Here is a 16822-nt window from a genome sequence, read left to right as displayed (position 1 = left end):
GCCGCGGCGGTTCAGCCCTTGACCGCTCCCGCCGCGAGCCCGGAAGCGAGCCGGTGCTGGACTGCCACGAAGAAGATCAGGACCGGCACCGTGACCAGCGTGGAGCTGGCCATGACCGGGCCCCAACTCGTGGTGTTCTCACCGAAGAACTGGAAGATGCCGACCGCGGCCGTGTACTTGTCGCTGCTCTTCATGAAGGTGTACGCGAAGACGAACTCGTTCCACGCGGTGATGAACGCGAAGATCGACGTCGCAACCAGACCGGGCGCGACCAGCGGAAGCAGTACCGAGCGGAACATCCGCCACCAGGAGCAGCCGTCGATGTACGCCGCCTCTTCGATCTCCTTGGGGACGGTCTGCACGAAGCCGCGAAGCGTCCAGATGGCGAAGGGCAGCGACAGCGCGGTGTAGACGATGGTCAGGCCGAGGAGGCTGTTGAGCATGTCGTAGTCGCGCATCTGGATGAACAGCGGGATGACGAGCGCTTCGAGCGGCACCATCTGCACGATCAGGACCATGACCAGCACGGAAGTGCGGAACTTGAACTTGAAGCGGGCGACCGCGACAGCCGCGAACAGGGCGAGGGCCGCCGAGACCACGACCGTCCCCAGGCCTACGACGGCCGAATTCAGCAGGTACGTACCGAAGTTGCCGCGCTGGAAGACCGTACTGAAGTGGTCGAAGGTGATGCCGCCGGGCAGGAGGTCCGCTCCGCGGCTCTGGGCGCTCGGGTCCAGGGCCGTCGAGACCATCCAGTAGATCGGGAAGAGGGTGAAGATCAGGAGTGCGGCGACGGCCGCCGGCAGACCGACCTTGGAACCGAGGAAGGACCGCGTCGTGGCAGGCATGTCGGTGGTGCTCATTAGAGGACCATCCCTTCTGCAGCCCTCACGAGTAGGGTTGTGACCTCTCGGTCCCGGTGGGTGCATGGCTTGTGTCGCGAGCTGCTCGACGGCCACTGTGAGTTATGCCAGCCCCGCCGGGCCGAGGCCGTCTGATCGGCTTCAGGGACACGCCCCGCAGAGGGCCGATTAATGAGCTCCCGGCAGACGTCCTCACCACCGGGCAGGTCCTTGGCGCACGACACAGAGGTGCTTCTTTCGTGTACATCGGCTGGGACTGGGCGACCGAGACCCACGACGTGACGGTCATGGACAACTCTGGTGCGAGGGTTGACCGTTGGGAGTTCTCGCACACCGAGGACGGCATCGCCAGGACGCTGGCCAAGCTGGCGAAGTGCGGTGCCCCGGCGGACCTTCCGGTGGCCATCGAGACTACCCGCGGCCTGGCCGTGGACAGGCTGCTGGCCGCCGGGCACCCCGTGGTGCCGGTGCATCCCAACGCCTTCCACGCGATGCGCCCGCGATGGGGCGCATCCAAGGCCAAGACGGACGCCGGCGACAGCCTCAAGCTCGCCGACTACCTGCGCACCGACGGCCACTTCCTGCCCCGCCTGGAGCCCACCGAGCAGGCCACCATGGACCTGCAGGCCCTCACTCGGCAGCGGGCCGATCACGTCGAGGCCCGCATCGCGGCTGTCAACCAGCTCGCGGCCCTCCTGGACGCACACTGGCCCGGCGGCAAGGCCGTCTTCTCCAGCCTCGACAGCGATATCGCGCTGACCTTCCTGGAGCGATACCCCACCCCGTCCGCGGCCGCCGAGCTCACCGCCGGACGACTGGAAGCCTGGTGCAAACGGCAGGGATACTCGGGAAAGCGCCCCGGCAGCGTCCTGATCGGGCGCCTGCGCTCCGCTCCCACCGCGGCCTCCCGCCTCAGCAAGAACGTCGTCGGACAGCTGGTACGCACCCAGGTCCAGCTCGTGCGGGGCATCCGCGCGACCATCCAGGCCCTGGACAAGTCCATCGCGGACGCGGTAGCCACCCACCCCTACGCGCCACTCCTCGCGACCATGCCCCGCATCGGCACGGTCAATCTCGGCCAGATCATCGGTGAGCTCGGCCCGATCCTCGAACGCTCCCGCACCAGCGAGCAGTTCATCGCCGAGACCGGCGTCGTCCCGGTGACCCGGGCATCCGGAAAGTCCCGCGTGGTGACCTTCCGCTACGCGACCAACAGACGTGCCCGGCAGGCCATCGTCACCTACGCCGACAACAGCCGACACGGCAGTGACTGGGCCGCAAAGATCTACAACGACGCCCGGACCGCCAAGAAACGCCACCCGCACTCGGCCCGCATCCTCGCCCGCTCGTGGCTCCGTGTGATCTGGGCCTGCTGGCGCACCGGCACCTGCTACGACCCCGAGATCCATCAAGCCAACAACAAGATCAAACCGGCGCTCGACATGCCCAAAACCGCCTAGAGGTTGACTCAGGGAACTCACAGGTCCTCCTCCCCCTGCTTGAACAGGGTGCGGATGTAGATGATGGTGATGACAAGAAGGAGGAGGGTGAGCAGGACCGCCGCGGCGGCGCCCGTCCCGTAGTCCTCCTTGGCGAAGGCTTCGAGGTACGAGTAGACGCCGAGGTTCTCGACCTGCTCGTTCTGGCCCTGGCCGCCGGGCATCAGGAAGATCTGCGTGAAGACCTTGAAGTCCCAGATGGTCGACAGGATCGTCACCACCAGGAACACCGGCTTGATGGCGGGCACGGTGACTTTCCAGAACCGCTGCCAGGCGTTCGCGCCGTCCAACATTGCCGCTTCGTACAGCTCCTTGGGGATGGTCAGGAGTCCGGCGAAGACGGTGATCGCGACGAACGGGAAGCCGTGGTGGACCACGTTGAGGGTCCCGATTGCGTAGAAGGAGAGGCGGTCGGTGAACCAGTTGCTGGAGTCGGAGCCGCCCACCAGAGCGCTGAACAGGCCGTCGCCCGGCTGGAAGAGCCAGATCCACACGTACGTGCCGGTCACCGCGGGCATCGCCCAGGCCGCCATGATCGCGGTGGAGCAGATGGTCCGCCAGACCGGGCCGAGACGGGCCAGGAGCAGGGCGATCGCGGTGCCGAGCACCACCGTCAGGCCGACGCAGGCCACCGCGAAGAACGCGGTGTTGGGCAGCACCGTCTTCCACAGCAGATCGCCGCTGAGGAGTTCGACGTAGTGGTCGAAGCCGGTGAAGGTGGCGACGCCGCCGCCGAACTTCACCTCGTAGTCCTGCAGCGACAGGATCCCGACCTGGATCATCGGCCAGAGCAGCAGTCCCGCCAGGACGAGGAGCGAGGGGGCGAGCAGCAGCCAGGGCCGGGTGAGGGTGGTGCGGCGCTTGCGCCGCAGCAGGCGTTCGGACTCGGGCGAGGGCACGGACGGCCCGCTGCCCTTGCGCTCCGGGGCATCCACGGTCCCGGTGGCGAGCGTGCGGTTCATGGAGCGCTCTCAATGGTCGGATGTGCGGAGGGACTTGAGGGGTGCGGCGCGGGACTGGCTCACCGCCCGGCCGCGGGAGTCAAGTGAGTCACCGTTCGACCCTGGGAGCCAGGTGACTCACCGTCCGGCCCAGGGAGCCAGCTGACTCACCGTCCGGCCCTGGGAGTCACTCGCCGGTCGCGGGAGCCACGTCGCGCCGTTCGACGATGGGTGGGTGTCACTCGCTCTGCGCGAAGATGGCGTTCATTTCCTTGGCCGCCTTGTCGGCCGCCTGCTGCGGCGTCGCCTTGCCGGCCAGGATCGACTGGATCATCTTCGGGATGACCTGGGTGGCCTGGATCTCGGTGTACGACTTGGCCTTGGGGACGCTCGCGCCGCCGTCCTTGAACTGCTTGACGAACGGCTTGACCAGGTCGTCGTCCTTGTCGGGCATCTTGTCGAGGTCGGTGTTGGTGGGCGGCAGGTAACTCGACTGCTCCGCCCACTTCTTGGCGAACTTGCCGGTGGTGAGGAGCTTGATGAACTCCCACGACAGCGCCTGCTTGTCCGTCTTGAACGCCGAGAGGTAGGAGCCGCCGAGGAACGACGGGGACATGCCGCCGTCCTTACCGGGGATCGGGATGGCGCCGAGCTTGCCCTTGAGGTCGGGGTTGGCGGCGGTGAAGGCCTTCGGGGTCCAGTTGCCGGAGAGGGACATGGCGACCTCGCCCTTGTTCCAGGCGTCTCCGACCTCCTTCTCGGTCCAGGTGTTCACCTTGGCCGGGGACACCTTGTCCTTGAGCGCGAGGTCGGTGTAGGCCGTGATGCCCTCGACGGCCTTCTTCGAGTTGATGCCCGACGTCCACTTGCCGCCCTTCTTCACGGCGAGTTCGCCGCCCGCGCCCCAGATGAAGGGCGCGGCGAACATCTCCGCGCCGCCCGCGACCGGGAAGGCGAGCATCTTCGGCTCGTCCTTCTTCAGGGTCTTGGCGGCCGAGCGCAGCTCCGCCCAGTTCGTCGGAGGCTTGATGTCGTGCTTCGCGAAGATGTCCTTGCGGTAGACGATCGAGCGGACTCCCGCGTACCACGGCATGCCGTACTGCTTGCCGCCCAGGGTTCCCGCGTCCTTGAGGGCGGGGACGAGGTCGTCGGTCAGGCCGGCCTTGTCGACCTCCTTGGAGACGTCGACGAGCGCGCCCTTGTCGGCGAAGCCGGGAACCCAGGTGGTGCCGACCTCGGCGACGTCGGGCACCTGGTCGGCGCCGCCCTCGATGGCGGTGGTGAACTTCCGCTGGGCGCTGGCCCATTGCTGGTACTCGACCTTGATCTTGGCGCCGGTCTTCTTCTCGAAGGCGGCGGCCGCCTCCTTGAAGAAGGGCTTGGCGTCGGGGTTGGTCCCCTCCATGATCCAGACGGTGAGCGTCTTGCCCTTGCCGTCGGTCCCGCCGTCGGCCTCCGAGCCACCCCCTCCGCAGGCGGTGGCGGCGAGCCCGAGTGCCAGGGCGGTGCTGGTGGCTGCGATGACGCGTCGGTTCATGGGTGGTGGCTCCTCTGACAGCAGTACAGCAGGGAAGTGGTGTTGCCCGTGATGTGACCGTGAGTACGCAGATTCTCATCACGTTCTCACCAGAAGGTCTAGACCCTTTTTGAAGTGGCGGCCGAACTGTGATCCGCGTTGCGGACCGTACAGCAGACGCCGGTGGCGCGGTCGGTTCCGGACCGCGGCCAAGGGACCGCGAGGGCATGCCAGTTGCCCGGGATGGCATGCCGGTTGCCCGGGACGCGCCGGTCCCGGGCAACCGAACGGGCCAGGTCAGCGCTCGATCTTCACCTCGGCGCCGCTCTTCGCGGACGCGTAGACGGCGCTCAGCATGCGGGCCATCTCCAGGCCCTGTTCCGCGGTGGCATCGGCCGGTATCTCGCCCCGGCAGATCCGCAGGAAGTGGTCTATCTGGTTCGCGAACCCGGCCTTGAAGTCGAAGCCGAGCGAGTCGATCTGCGGTCGCACGTGCAGGAGGGTGTCGTGCCGCTCGGTGAGCATCAGCAGTTCGGGCTCGATCTCCGCGCCGCCCTTGTCACCGTGGATGCGCACACTGATCTCGTTGCGCGCGTGCAGCGAGTACGACGTGTCCACATCCAGCACCTGACCATCCTCGAAGCGGATCTGCGCGGTGACGTAGTCCTCCACGGTGTTGGCCCGGGCCGCCGACGCCGCACGGTACCTCCGCAGGTTCTGGATGTTGTCCCACGCACCCAGCGGCGCGAACGTGACACCTGACGCGGACACCGCCTTCGGCCTGCCCATCAGGTATCAGCACGGGTCGATGATGTGGACGCCGAGGTCGATCAGCGGCCCGCCGCCCGACAGCTCCACATCGCCGAACCACCCACCCGGGTTCCCGGCGGCCCGCAGCAGCGTGGCGCGCGCGGCGTACATGTCACCGAACTCGCCCGCGTCCAGGAACCTCTTCGTCACCAGCGCGTTCGGCGCGAACCGCCGTACGTAGCCGATCTGGAGCGCCTGCCCGGTCTCCTCGACGACCCGGACCAGCGACTCGGCCTCGGCGACGGTGACCGTCATCGGCTTCTCGATCAGTACGTTCTTCCCGGCCCGCAGCGCCCTTTCGGCGATGGTGGCATGCAGGGTGTTCGGCACGCAGCCGGAACGGCCGGGCATCCTCTACGCCTTGGTCGCCATGGACACCTTGTCGGCCCACCGGACCGAGGCGCTATCCACGTGCCGTGGTGCCGGTGCCGGTGCCGGAACTGACCGTCATCCTTGTCGCACTACTCCCCCACGACATGGCTGCTCGGCGCCGCGAGTAGAGAAGCGGCAGCGCAAGCGCCCCGGCGACCAAGCCCCGACGCACCGGTCAGTCCCCAATCGCGGGAAACAGGCGCTCGACGGCCGCGACGATGGCAGCCCGGCGCGCCGCCAGGAACGGGGCGCGGCCCTCACCGGGCGGAGGCAGCAGGTCGGGCTGTGCGACCCAGCCGGTGGAGATCTGGTGGACGAGAACCAGGATGTCGACCGGGTCCCAGCCGGCGTCCAACCGGCCTGCCACCTGGGCTTCGCGGAGTTGCCCGACCTTACGGGAGACCGTTTCCCGGAAGGCGTCGCGAGGGAGGGAGTCGCCGGCGTCGAGTTCGAGTTGCCCCCAGCTCATGAGCCGGAAGCGGTCCGGGTGTTCGGTGAAGTAGTCATGGAGGCGGCCGGCGTAACCGGGCAGGTCGGTGGGGTCCAAGCGGGTCGCTTCGGCCACCGCCGCCAGCTCCTGTGCGGAGACGAAGCGGTAGAGGGCGACCTTGCTGGAGAAGTAGGCGTAGACACGTTCCTTGCTGGTCCTGGCGGCCTTGGCGATGCGGTCTATCCGCGCCCCGGCGATCCCGTGCTGGGAGAACTCGGCCTTGGCGGCACTCACGATGCGGTCGCGGGTCGAGTCTGCGCGGGTCGAGGCACTCATGCTTCCACGCTACCCGACCAAACCGTTTGGTTTGCCGCAGAGCGACGGTTGACGTAGGCTTAATACCGAACCGTTTGGTTCGACCCTCTTTCTGGAGGGCCGGCAGAAGAGCACGAAGGAGTTCGCTCATGCAGCACCGCACTTTGGGCCCGTCGAATCTGCGCGTCTCGGCGCTCGGCCTCGGCACGATGGGCATGTCGATGGCCTACGGCGCCTCGAACGACGCCGAGAGCATCGCCACCATCCACCGCGCCCACGACCTCGGCATCGACTTCTTCGACACCGCCGAGCTGTACGGCGGCGGTACCGGCGCCAACGAGATCCTGCTCGGCGAGGCCGTCAAGGGCTTCCGTGACGACGTGGTCCTGGCCACCAAGTTCGGCTTCGACATGAACGCCCCGGAGCTCGAACCCGGCTTCAACAGCCGCCCGGACAACATCCGCAAGGTCGCCGAGAACAGCCTGCGCTACCTGCAGACCGACCGCATCGACCTCTTCTACCAGCACATCTCCGACCCCGACGTGCCCGCCGAGGAGGTTGCGGGAGTCGTCGGCGAGCTCATCGCCGAGGGCAAGGTGAAGCACTTCGGACTGAGCAACGTCGGCCCGCAGTACATCCGCCGCGCCCACGCCGTCACCCCCGTCACGGCCCTGCAGTACGAGTACTCGATCTTCGAGCGAGAGGTGGAGGAGCAGATCCTGCCGGTCCTGCGGGAACTCGGCATCGGCCTGGTCCCCTACTCCCCGCTCGGCCGCGGATTCCTGACCGGCCAGGTCAAGCCCGCGAGCGAGTACCCCGCCGACGACATGCGCAGCTGGGACGAACGCTGGCAGGGCGACAACTACACGTACAACCTGGGCGCCACCGAACAGCTCACGGACCTGGCCGCTGGGAAGGGCATCACCACCGCCCAGCTCGCACTCGCCTGGCTCCTCGCGCAGGATGAGCACATCGTCCCGATCCCCGGCACCCGCAGCGCCACCCGCGTGGCGGAGAACGCCGGCGCCGCCGAGGTCCAGCTGACCGCCGGTGACCTGGAACGGATCAAGGAGATCCTCCCCCAGGGTTCAGCGGGCAGCCGCTACCCGGCCGCGTTGCTCGACTCCTTCACCACCGGCTGAGCTGGGCACTCGCTCGGTGGCCAACGGCATCATCGGCAGGGCGTGCAGGCCGTGTGACGCGACAGGCTCACCGTCGGCATCGCCAGCAAACGCAGCCCGGATCGTCCCTCCAACTCCGCGACCATGGAACTGACTTGCTCGGTCAGGCGGGTCGTACGCCATGGGTGTCGGCCCAGCACTCCGGGCACCTGTTCGCGGAAGGGTGCAGGCCGCCGCGGGTAGGAAACACCGGACGCCGAACCCGCGCCGCCACCCGTCGTTCATCGACCGGCAGGCACGTCGGCGACGATCCGCCACGGTGTCCGTACCTGGGCTGTCGACTACCGGAGGCCACCGTTCCCATCCGTACCGCCGGTGGCGGGCGGGTGGATGTTCGCGCGTAGGACGGCGCTGTCGCGGGTGCACCGAACGGGGGCGCACTGGGTCGCCTGCGGGTGCTTCGTGCATCGCGACACGGGGACCTCCACCCGCCGAGGGTGGGTCCGGCGGTCTGAGGTTCAGCGTGGGCGGGGGAACAGACGCTCCACAGCGGCGACCAGGGCCGCGCGGCGTGCGCCGACGGAGGTGTCCGCGGCCAGCTCGGCCGCGGCGGCGCCAAACTCCGGCTGACCCGCCCACGTGGTGGCGATCTGGTTGATCAGGGCGAGCACGTCGACCGGATCCCAGGAGGAGTCGATCAGGCCGGCGCGCTGCGCGTCGCGGAGCCGTTCGACCTTGCCGGCGATGGTGGTCCGCAGGGGGGCGACCGTGTCGCTGTCGGCTTCGACGTCGCCGTCGCCGAGTTCGAGGCGGCCCCAGTTGATGAGCCGGTAGTGGTCCGGGTGGGCCGTGAAGTGGTCGAAGAGGATGCCTGCGTAGCCGGGCAGGTCCGCCGGGTCCATGTGGGTGGCCTCGATGAGCGCGGCCGTTTCGAGCCCGGTGATGTGGCGGTAGAGGTCCTCTTTGCTGCTGAAGTAGGCGTAGACCCGTTCCTTGCTGGTCCGCGCCTGCTTGGCGAGGCGGTCCACTCGGGCGCCCGCGATGCCGTACCGGGCGAACTCATCCTTCGCCGCGGCGAGGATCCGCTGCCGGGTGTCGGTGGTAGCGGAGTTCGAGGTCTTGCGGGTGACGGCAGAGCGAGGCATAAGGACACGATAGACGACCAAACCGTCCAGTTTGCCAGGCCTGCCGTCGTCGGACCTCCCCTCCAGGGGTGAACGATCCGGCACGCAGAACAGCCACAAGCACGGCACGGACTGCCTGTTCGGCCCGGTTCTACGGCCGATTCGTGGCGATGGGCGGCGGCCAGGACCTCAGCGACTGGTGCTGCGGAAGACCTTGAAGTCGACACCCCCGCCGGGAGGACGCTTTCCCTCCTCAAGGTAATTGACAGGGTACGAACGTACCTCCTAACGTACCCACATTCGCAGCAACGCCGGCTCAACGAGGAGCACCGATGCAGCACCTGTACGAGATAGATGTCCGAGTCCCGATGCGCGACGGCGTGGCCCTGGCGGCCAACGTGTGGCATCCGGCCGAGGGGCAGGCTCCGACGCTGCTCGTGCGCCTGCCGTACGGCAAGGACGGGATGGCCATGAGCCTGGGAGGGGTCATGCCTGACCTCGTGGCCTTGCTGGAGGCCGGTTACGCGGTGGTGGTGCAGGACTGCCGGGGCACCTACCGCTCGGAGGGTGAGTTCGTTCCGCATATGGCCGACCGGGCCGACGGGGAGGACACCGTCGCCTGGATCGCCGAGCAGCCGTGGTCGGACGGCACGGTGGGCATGTACGGGGGGTCCTATCTCGGGATGGTCCAATGGGAGACCGCCGTGACCGGCGCCCCCGCTCTCAAGGCGATCGCGCCGTCCCTCACCTCGATCGACAACTACGAGGCGCCCTGGTACGGCGCGGGCGGTGCGCTGTCACTGAGCCTGGTCACGTGGTGGAACGCCATGATGTACGCGGCCGACGCGCAGCGGTCCCTGGCGGCCGGTGAGGGCTCCGTGTCCCAGCTGCAGCAGCTCGGTCAGGCGGCGCTGTTCCCGGAGCCTCTCAACGATGTGCTGCCCACGGCCGAGGTTCCGGTCCTGGCGGCGTACGGGAAGTGGTGGGACGACTGGATGGCCCACCCCTCCCACGACAGCTACTGGGATGCCATGGAGCTGACGCCCGAGCTCAAGAACGTCACCGCCCCGGCGCTCAACATCGGCGGCTGGTACGACCTCTACATCGGGCAGACCCTGCGTACCTACACCACCGCCCGCAAGCAGGCGGGCAGTGCGACGGCGCGCGAGGGGCAGCGGCTGATCATCGGTCCGTGGGATCACATGGGCACGACCGGCGTGTATCCCGACCGCTCCTTCGGTCCGCTGGCCAGCGCCCAGGTGATGGGCCTGACCGGCCTGCAGGTGAAGTTCTTCGACCGCTGGCTGCGCGGCGACACCACCGCGCTGGACAACACGGCACCGGTGAAGATCTTCGTGATGGGCATCGACCAGTGGCGCGACGAGCAGGAGTGGCCGCTGCCAGACACACAGTGGACCGACTTCCACCTCACCAGCGCCGGCCACGCCAACACGGCAGGTGGCGATGGTGTGTTGACGACCGAGGCACCCACCGGAACCGAGCGTGACACCTACCTCTACGATCCGCGCCGCCCGGTTCCCACGGCCGGCGGGGCGTGCCTGCCGATGACGCCGGGGTTCGGCGGCCCGGTCGACCAGCGGACCGTCGCCGCCCGCGAGGACGTCCTGTGCTTCGCCTCCGCCGTGCTGGACGAGCCCGTCGAGGTCACCGGTCCGGTCAGCCTGACCCTGTACGTCTCCTCGTCGGCGGTGGACACCGACTTCACCGCCAAGCTCGTCGACGTCTTCCCCGACGGCAAGGCGATCAACCTGTGCGACGGGATCCTGCGGACCCGCTACCGGGGCGGCCTCGCTACGGAAGAGCTGATGGAGCCCGGCACGGTCTACGAGATCACCGTCGACATGACCGCCACCTCGAATGTGTTCCTTCCCGGTCACCGCATCCGCGTGGACGTCTCCAGCAGCAACTTCCCCCGCTACGACCGCAACACCAACACCGGCGGCGTCATCGCCCGCGAGACCGAGGAGCAGATGATTCCCGCGGTCAACCACATCCACCACGGGCCGAACCACCCCAGCCGCATGATCCTGCCGGTCATCGACCGCAAGGACCAGGCAAAGGACCAGGCATGAGCGCCGCCGACCGCGTCGCCGAACTGACCGCTACGTTCACGGCGCCTTCCCTCGATGTGGCCCGGCTGCTGTGCGACCAACACCCGGCTGATCGCACGGCGTTCACCGTGATCGACGGATCGGGCGAGGCTTCCGGCCTGACCTTCGGCGAGCTCGCCGCGGACTCGCACCGCTGTGCGCGGGCGCTGCAAGGACTCGGGGTCGGTCCCGGTGACAGGGTGGCGACCCTGATGGGCAAAAGCACCGACCTGGTCACCGTCCTCCTCGCGATCTGGCGGCTCGGCGCGGTCTACGTCCCACTGTTCACGGCCTTCGCTCCGCAGGCCATCGCCCTGCGCCTGGAGGGCTCGGGTGCGCACGTCGTGGTGGTCGACCCGGACCAGCGCCACAAACTCGACCCGAGCCCCGACATGCCGGACGACCCCCAGCGCCGCGTCGTCGTCACGGGATCCGAAGTACCGCCAGGCGACGCTTCGTTGGCCGATCTCCTCGCCGCCGCGTCACCGGAGCCGCTGCCCGCCGTCACCACCAGCGGGGACGGGCCGCTGGTGCACATGTTCACCTCCGGCACCACCGGCAAGCCCAAGGGCGTCATCCACCCCGTCTCCTACGTCGCCGGATGGCAGATCTACCTGGAGTACGCCCTGGGTGTCACCAGGGACAGCAGCTATTGGTGTGCCGCCGACCCCGGCTGGGCCTACGGGCTGTACTCCGCCATCGTCGCCCCGCTGGCCGCCGGCATCCCCAGCCTCCTGCTCTCCGGCGGCTTCTCCCCCGAGACGACCTGGCGCACCCTCGTCGACCACCGGGTCACCGACTTCACCGCCGCCCCGACCGTGTACCGGGGCCTGCGCTCCTCGTCGGTACCGGCTCCCCAGGGCCTGCGTCTCCAACGGGCCTCCAGCGCGGGCGAGCCACTCACCCCCGAGGTCAACGAGTGGGCCGGCTCCGCCCTCAACCTGGCCGTGCACGACCACTTCGGGCAGACCGAGCTCGGCATGCCCCTGGCCAACCACCACCATCCCGAACTCGCCCGCCCCCTCAAGGAAGGATCGATGGGCCGGCCGGTGCCCGGCTGGAGCCTGACCGTCCTGGCCGAAGACAAGGACGAACCCGCCGGACCGGGCGTCCTCGGCCGGGTCGCGATCGACATCGCGGCGAGCCCGCTGATGACCTTCCGCGACTACCAACTCCCGGGCCAGAGCGACGCCAAGTTCACCCCCGACGGCCGCTATTACCTCACCGGCGACGCCGGGCGCATCGACGCCGAGGGCGACTTCTTCTTCTCCTCCCGCGACGACGACGTCATCATCATGGCCGGCTACCGGATCGGGCCGTTCGAGATCGAGAGCGTCCTCGCCCAACATCCCGCGGTCGCCGAGTGCAGCGTCATCGGCGCACCCGACTCCGTCCGCGGCGAGGTCATCGAGGCGTACGTCGTCCTGCGCGACGGTATCGAGGAGTCGGCCGAACTGGCCGCCGAACTACAGCAGTTGGTCAAGACCCGCTACGCCGCCCACGCCTACCCCCGCACCATCCACTTCATCGACGCCCTGCCCAAGACGCCCAGCGGCAAGACCCAGCGCTACCTGCTGCGCAAACGCCGACGCACCGAACTCGCCACCCGAGAGACACAGTGACCGACACCTCACCCGCTCCCCTCATCGTCGAACAACGCGGCCCCGTCAGGTGGCTTCGGCTCAACCGCCCCGAGCGGCGCAACGCCCTCGACATCACCCTCGTCGAGGCCCTGGACAAGCAGATCACCAGCGCCGAGGCCGACCCCGACACCGCGGTCATCGCCGTGGCAGGCAACGGGCCGAGCTTCTGCGCCGGCGGCGACTTCCACCAGTTCCTTCAACTGCACGAGAGCGGCCACAACCCGGTCGACTTCCTGGCCGACGTATCCGCCTGCTTCAGCCGCATCGCGGCCAGCCCGAAACCCTGGGTCGCCGTCCTGCACGGCCACGCCGTCGCCGGCGGCCTCGAACTCGCGCTGGCCTGCGACGTCGTCATCGCCGCCGACACCACGCTCATCGGCGACGGACACCTGCAGCGGCGCCTGACACCGGCCGGCGGGTCAAGCGTCCGGCTGCCCGGTGCGGTCGGGCGTGGCCTGTCGCGCTGGCTTCTGCTCACCGGCGAACTGCTGCCCGCCACCGAGTTCGCGAACACCGGCTGGATCCGCGCGATCGTGCCCGAAGCCGACCTCGACGCCACCGCCACCCGCATCTGCCACCAACTCGCCGACCGCAACAGCCCCGCCCAGCAAAACCTCAAGACACTCCTGCACCGCATCGACGGCATCCCGCCCGAGCACGCCCTGCGCGAAGAACTGGCCGCCTTCGCCGACAACTGGCAGGCCAGCTCGGTCGCCGACGCTCTACGGGACTTCCTCGCCCCCCACACCACGAAGGCAGACACCAAGTGAATCGCTACCAGGGACGCGTCGTCGCCATCACCGGCGCCGCACAGGGGCTCGGCCTCGCGATGGCGACCCGGTTCGCCGCCGAGGGCGCCACCGTCGCGCTGGCCGACGTCAACGAACAGGCCCTCACCGACGCGGTGAAGACGATCGCCGACGACACCGAACTCCGCACCGACGTGGTCGACGTGACCGACTCCGCCCAGGTCGACGCCTGGATCACCGGCGTCACCACCGATCTCGGCCGCCTCGACGTGCTGGTCAACAACGCCGGCATCATCCGCGACAACCGCGTCGAGGACATCACCGACGACGACTGGCACGCGGTCATCGACGTCAGCCTCACCGGAGGCTTCCACTGCGCCCGCGCCGCGTTCGGCCCCATGAAACGCCAGGGCTACGGACGCATCGTCAGCTTCTCCTCCATGTCCTGGCGCGGGAACTTCGGCCAGACCAACTACGTCGCCGCCAAGGCCGGCATCGTCGGCATGACCCGCACCCTCGCACTCGAAGGCGCCCGCCACGGCATCACCGCCAACGCGATCGCCCCCGGCCTCATCGAGACACCCATGCTCGCGTCCATGAACGGCCCCGCACGCGACAAGCTGACGAACAAGATCCCGATGCGCCACACCGGCAAGCCCGAGGACATCGCCGAAGCCGCCACCTTCCTCGCGTCCGAAGCCGCCGGCTACATCACCGGCGTCGTCCTCGACGTGGACGGCGGCATCTCCATCGGCTCCTCGATCCGATGACCAGGAGCGACGACCTCGTGAGGGATCTCGCGAGTGATCTCGTGCGGGCCCTTCTGGTCGGGAGGCACTGATGCTGGCAGCACTCGTCACCGCGTTCGAGGGTCCCGATGCCCTGGTCGTGCAAGAGCTGCCGGAGCCGGCGGCCGAAGAGGGCCAGGTCCTCATCGACGTCGAATGGGCGGGCGTGGTCTTCCCGGACCTTCTGCAGACTCGCGGGGAGTACCAGACGCGTCCCGACCTGCCGTTCGTCCCCGGCCGGGAGCTGTCCGGAACGGTCCGCGCCGACGGTGCCGGATTCCGCGCCGGTGACCGCGTGGCAGCCCTGCCGGTCACCGGTGGCTTCGCCCAGAGGGTCGCGGTCGACGCATCGATGGTGTTCCCGCTCCCGGACAACGTCGACACCCGCCGCGGGGCGGCCCTGCCCCTGAACTACCTGACCGCGCAGTTCGCGCTCATCCACCGTGGTGCTCTCCGCCCGGGCGAGGTCGTCCTCGTCCACGGAGCCGCGGGCGGCGTGGGGAGCGCGGCCTGCCAACTGGCCGCGGCACACGGCGCGCGCGTCATCGCGGTCGTATCCACTGACGAGAAGGCCGAACTGGCCAGGTCCGTAGGCGCACACGAGGTCGTACGTGTCGGCGGATTCCTCGACGAGGTCAGGACCCTCACCGACGGCCAGGGGGTCGACCTCGTGGTCGACCCGGTCGGCGGGGACCGCTTCCCGGACTCGCTTCGCGCGCTGCGACACGGCGGAGGGCGCCTCCTCGTCCTGGGATTCGCGGGCCGGGGCATCCCCACCGTCAAAGTGAACCGTCTGCTGCTGACCAACACCTCCGTGCTCGGCGTGGGGATGGACGAGTACTGGCGCCAGGATCCGGACGCCGCCCGCACCTTGTGGCACGAACTCTGGCCCTGCTGAAGTCCGGCCGACTGGACCCACCCATCTCGTCCGTCTTCCCCCTGGAACAGGCGTCGACCGCGCTCAAGCACCTGGACCAGCGGAGGGGCCTCGGCCGCACACTGCTGCGGATCGGTGCCTGACGACAAGCACGGAAACCCGGCCGCCCCGCGCTGACGGTGGCGGCACTCCCCGTGGGTACGTTAGGAGGTACGCTGGTACCCATTCGCAAGGGGTCGGCCTTCCGGCCCGGACAACCATCCGCCGCTTCGGGCGGAGATCCCCGTGGGAGACTGCTGCGGTGACGGCCCAAACTGACTCGCGCGACCGACGCCCCCGCCGAACAGCGCGCAAGCGGGTCGTCGACACCCGTCGGCGGGACGAACTGCTGCGCCAGGCCGAGGAGATCATCCTGGCCGAAGGCTTCACCGCAGTGACCATGGACGAGCTCACCCAGCGACTGGGATGCTCCAAGGCGACGCTCTACAGCCTCGCCTCCACGAAGGAACAGCTGGTACTGGCGGTCACCCGCGCATTCTTCCGCGATGCGACCGCCGCGATCGAACAGGTTGTCCAGGCCGAGCCCGACCCCCGCCAGCGCATCCGCGTCTACCTCAACGGCGTCGGCACGGCCATGCGCCGGCACTCCCACGCCTTCTACGACGACATGGTCGGCTACGAACCGACGGCCCAGATCTACCGCAAGAACTCCGCCGCCGCGGCACGCCGGGTCCACGAACTGATCGAGGAGGGCGTCCAGAGCGGCGTCTTCCGCGCGCTCAACGGGCATTTCGCCGCCCAGGTCGTGTCAGTCACCATCGACGCCGTCCAGTCGGGAGCCCTCCTGGAGAGCACCGGTCTGACCGCCGGCGACGCCTTCTCCGAACTCGGCGACCTCCTCCTTGACGGACTCAGCTCGGGACAGGCCGCACCCGAATCTGCGTCCGCCGCTGTCCGCTCACCCCGGGACCAGATTTCGCCGCCCAGGTAGAACCCGGCGTCAACTGGCCATGAGCGAGGGCACGATCAAAGCCCACGTCAGCCGCGCCCTGGCGAGCTGGACCTGGCCGACCGCGTACAGCTCGGCATCAAGTAGACCGGGAGCGTCGAGGCGACCAGCGCCAGTGGTACGGGCTGTGTCGCCGCGCCGCGGCGCAGGGGTCAGGCACTCGGCGACACGGTCGCGGTCACCGGTGTGCCGGCCTCCACGGTGCGGCTCACCGTGCACAGGCGGTCGTGCGAGCTCTTCACGGCCCGCGGCAGGATCGCGCGGGCCCGGTCCCCCTCCGGCCCGTCGGGGAACGTGACGTGGAAGGTGACCGCGAGGTCCGTCATCCGGTTGCCACCCTCGTCCTCGACCTTGTCGCCGGAAGCCGTGACGGTGAACCCGCCTGGCTCGGCGTGCCGGGTCGTGGCGACCTCCACGTCGACCGCGGTACAGCCCCCGAGCGCAGCGAGGAAGAGCTCGACCGGAGTGAAGTCCGCGTCCGAGCCGGTACCGAAGGTCAGCGTGCCCCCACGGGCGTTGGTCGCGGTGAACCGGCCCGAGCCGGCACGTTCGATGGACACGGAGCGCAGCGCATCGTCAGTCATGGTGCCGACCCTAGTGTCCGGCCGCGCACACCACCGACCGCCGCGGCCCGGTCGACCGGCCTTCGTCGAC

The 16822-nt window shown here is 68.8% G+C and carries 15 protein-coding genes and 1 pseudogene; 9 read left to right on the top strand and 7 right to left on the bottom strand.

Annotated features, from left to right (window positions below):
• Positions 1–11: 11 nt before the first annotated feature.
• Positions 12–863 (bottom strand): carbohydrate ABC transporter permease, encoded by an 852-nt coding sequence (locus ACP4E5_RS40890; RefSeq protein ID WP_425838600.1) that lies wholly within the window; start codon positions 861–863, stop codon positions 12–14.
• 239 nt (positions 864–1102) lie between these two features.
• Here ACP4E5_RS40890 and ACP4E5_RS40885 point away from each other — a divergent pair, with 239 nt between their 5' ends.
• Positions 1103–2323, top strand: a complete 1221-nt coding sequence (locus ACP4E5_RS40885) for an IS110 family RNA-guided transposase (protein ID WP_425826047.1) — start codon at positions 1103–1105, stop codon at positions 2321–2323.
• Positions 2324–2340: 17 nt separating this feature from the next.
• Here the strand turns inward: ACP4E5_RS40885 and ACP4E5_RS40880 are convergent, their stop codons facing one another.
• The 4 genes and pseudogenes from ACP4E5_RS40880 to ACP4E5_RS40865 form a co-directional block, all read right to left on the bottom strand.
• Complete coding sequence (locus ACP4E5_RS40880) at positions 2341–3324, bottom strand: carbohydrate ABC transporter permease (RefSeq protein WP_425838597.1); 984 nt, start codon at positions 3322–3324, stop codon at positions 2341–2343.
• 217 nt (positions 3325–3541) lie between these two features.
• Positions 3542–4840: a sugar ABC transporter substrate-binding protein gene (locus ACP4E5_RS40875; RefSeq protein WP_425838594.1), complete on the bottom strand. Its 1299-nt coding sequence runs from the start codon at positions 4838–4840 to the stop codon at positions 3542–3544.
• Between the two features lie 276 nt (positions 4841–5116).
• Positions 5117–5980 (bottom strand): annotated as a pseudogene (locus ACP4E5_RS40870) (Gfo/Idh/MocA family protein).
• Positions 5981–6176: 196 nt separating this feature from the next.
• Positions 6177–6767, bottom strand: a complete 591-nt coding sequence (locus ACP4E5_RS40865) for a TetR/AcrR family transcriptional regulator (RefSeq protein ID WP_425838591.1) — start codon at positions 6765–6767, stop codon at positions 6177–6179.
• Between the two features lie 128 nt (positions 6768–6895).
• On the opposite strand from ACP4E5_RS40865, the gene ACP4E5_RS40860 reads away from it, so the two are divergent.
• Positions 6896–7888 carry an aldo/keto reductase gene (locus ACP4E5_RS40860; RefSeq protein WP_425838588.1) on the top strand — a complete coding sequence of 331 codons (993 nt, stop codon included), beginning with the start codon at positions 6896–6898 and terminating at the stop codon, positions 7886–7888.
• A 497-nt stretch (positions 7889–8385) separates the two neighbouring features.
• On the opposite strand, the gene ACP4E5_RS40855 is transcribed toward ACP4E5_RS40860, so the two are convergent.
• Positions 8386–9012: a TetR/AcrR family transcriptional regulator gene (locus ACP4E5_RS40855; RefSeq protein WP_425838585.1), complete on the bottom strand. Its 627-nt coding sequence runs from the start codon at positions 9010–9012 to the stop codon at positions 8386–8388.
• 311 nt (positions 9013–9323) lie between these two features.
• On the opposite strand from ACP4E5_RS40855, the gene ACP4E5_RS40850 reads away from it, so the two are divergent.
• The 7 genes from ACP4E5_RS40850 (at position 9324) to ACP4E5_RS40820 (ending at position 16150) form a co-directional block, all read left to right on the top strand.
• Entirely contained in the window at positions 9324–11084 is a 1761-nt protein-coding gene (locus tag ACP4E5_RS40850; RefSeq protein WP_425838582.1) for a CocE/NonD family hydrolase, read from the top strand.
• Positions 11081–12724 carry an AMP-binding protein gene (locus ACP4E5_RS40845; protein WP_425838579.1) on the top strand — a complete coding sequence of 548 codons (1644 nt, stop codon included), beginning with the start codon at positions 11081–11083 and terminating at the stop codon, positions 12722–12724. Before ACP4E5_RS40850 ends, ACP4E5_RS40845 begins: the two co-directional genes overlap by 4 nt.
• A complete protein-coding gene (locus tag ACP4E5_RS40840; protein ID WP_425838576.1) occupies positions 12721–13515 on the top strand; it encodes an enoyl-CoA hydratase/isomerase family protein in 795 nt (264 codons plus the stop codon). The genes ACP4E5_RS40845 and ACP4E5_RS40840 overlap by 4 nt, the downstream gene beginning before the upstream one ends.
• Positions 13512–14264, top strand: coding sequence for an SDR family oxidoreductase (locus ACP4E5_RS40835; protein ID WP_425838573.1), 753 nt, complete (start codon positions 13512–13514; stop codon positions 14262–14264). The genes ACP4E5_RS40840 and ACP4E5_RS40835 overlap by 4 nt, the downstream gene beginning before the upstream one ends.
• Positions 14265–14334: 70 nt before the next feature.
• Positions 14335–15180, top strand: coding sequence for an NADPH:quinone oxidoreductase family protein (locus tag ACP4E5_RS40830; RefSeq protein ID WP_425838570.1), 846 nt, complete (start codon positions 14335–14337; stop codon positions 15178–15180).
• Positions 15156–15302: a zinc-binding dehydrogenase gene (locus ACP4E5_RS40825; protein ID WP_425838567.1), complete on the top strand. Its 147-nt coding sequence runs from the start codon at positions 15156–15158 to the stop codon at positions 15300–15302. Before ACP4E5_RS40830 ends, ACP4E5_RS40825 begins: the two co-directional genes overlap by 25 nt.
• A 158-nt stretch (positions 15303–15460) precedes the next feature.
• A complete protein-coding gene (locus ACP4E5_RS40820; RefSeq protein WP_425838565.1) occupies positions 15461–16150 on the top strand; it encodes a TetR/AcrR family transcriptional regulator in 690 nt (229 codons plus the stop codon).
• 170 nt (positions 16151–16320) lie between these two features.
• On the opposite strand, the gene ACP4E5_RS40815 is transcribed toward ACP4E5_RS40820, so the two are convergent.
• Positions 16321–16752, bottom strand: coding sequence for an OsmC family protein (locus ACP4E5_RS40815; RefSeq protein WP_425838562.1), 432 nt, complete (start codon positions 16750–16752; stop codon positions 16321–16323).
• Between the last annotated feature and the right edge of the window lie 70 nt (positions 16753–16822).

Source organism: Streptomyces fractus (assembly GCF_049844455.1).
Classification (GTDB): domain Bacteria; phylum Actinomycetota; class Actinomycetes; order Streptomycetales; family Streptomycetaceae; genus Streptomyces; species Streptomyces fractus.
This window is presented reverse-complemented; position numbering and strand designations above follow the sequence as displayed.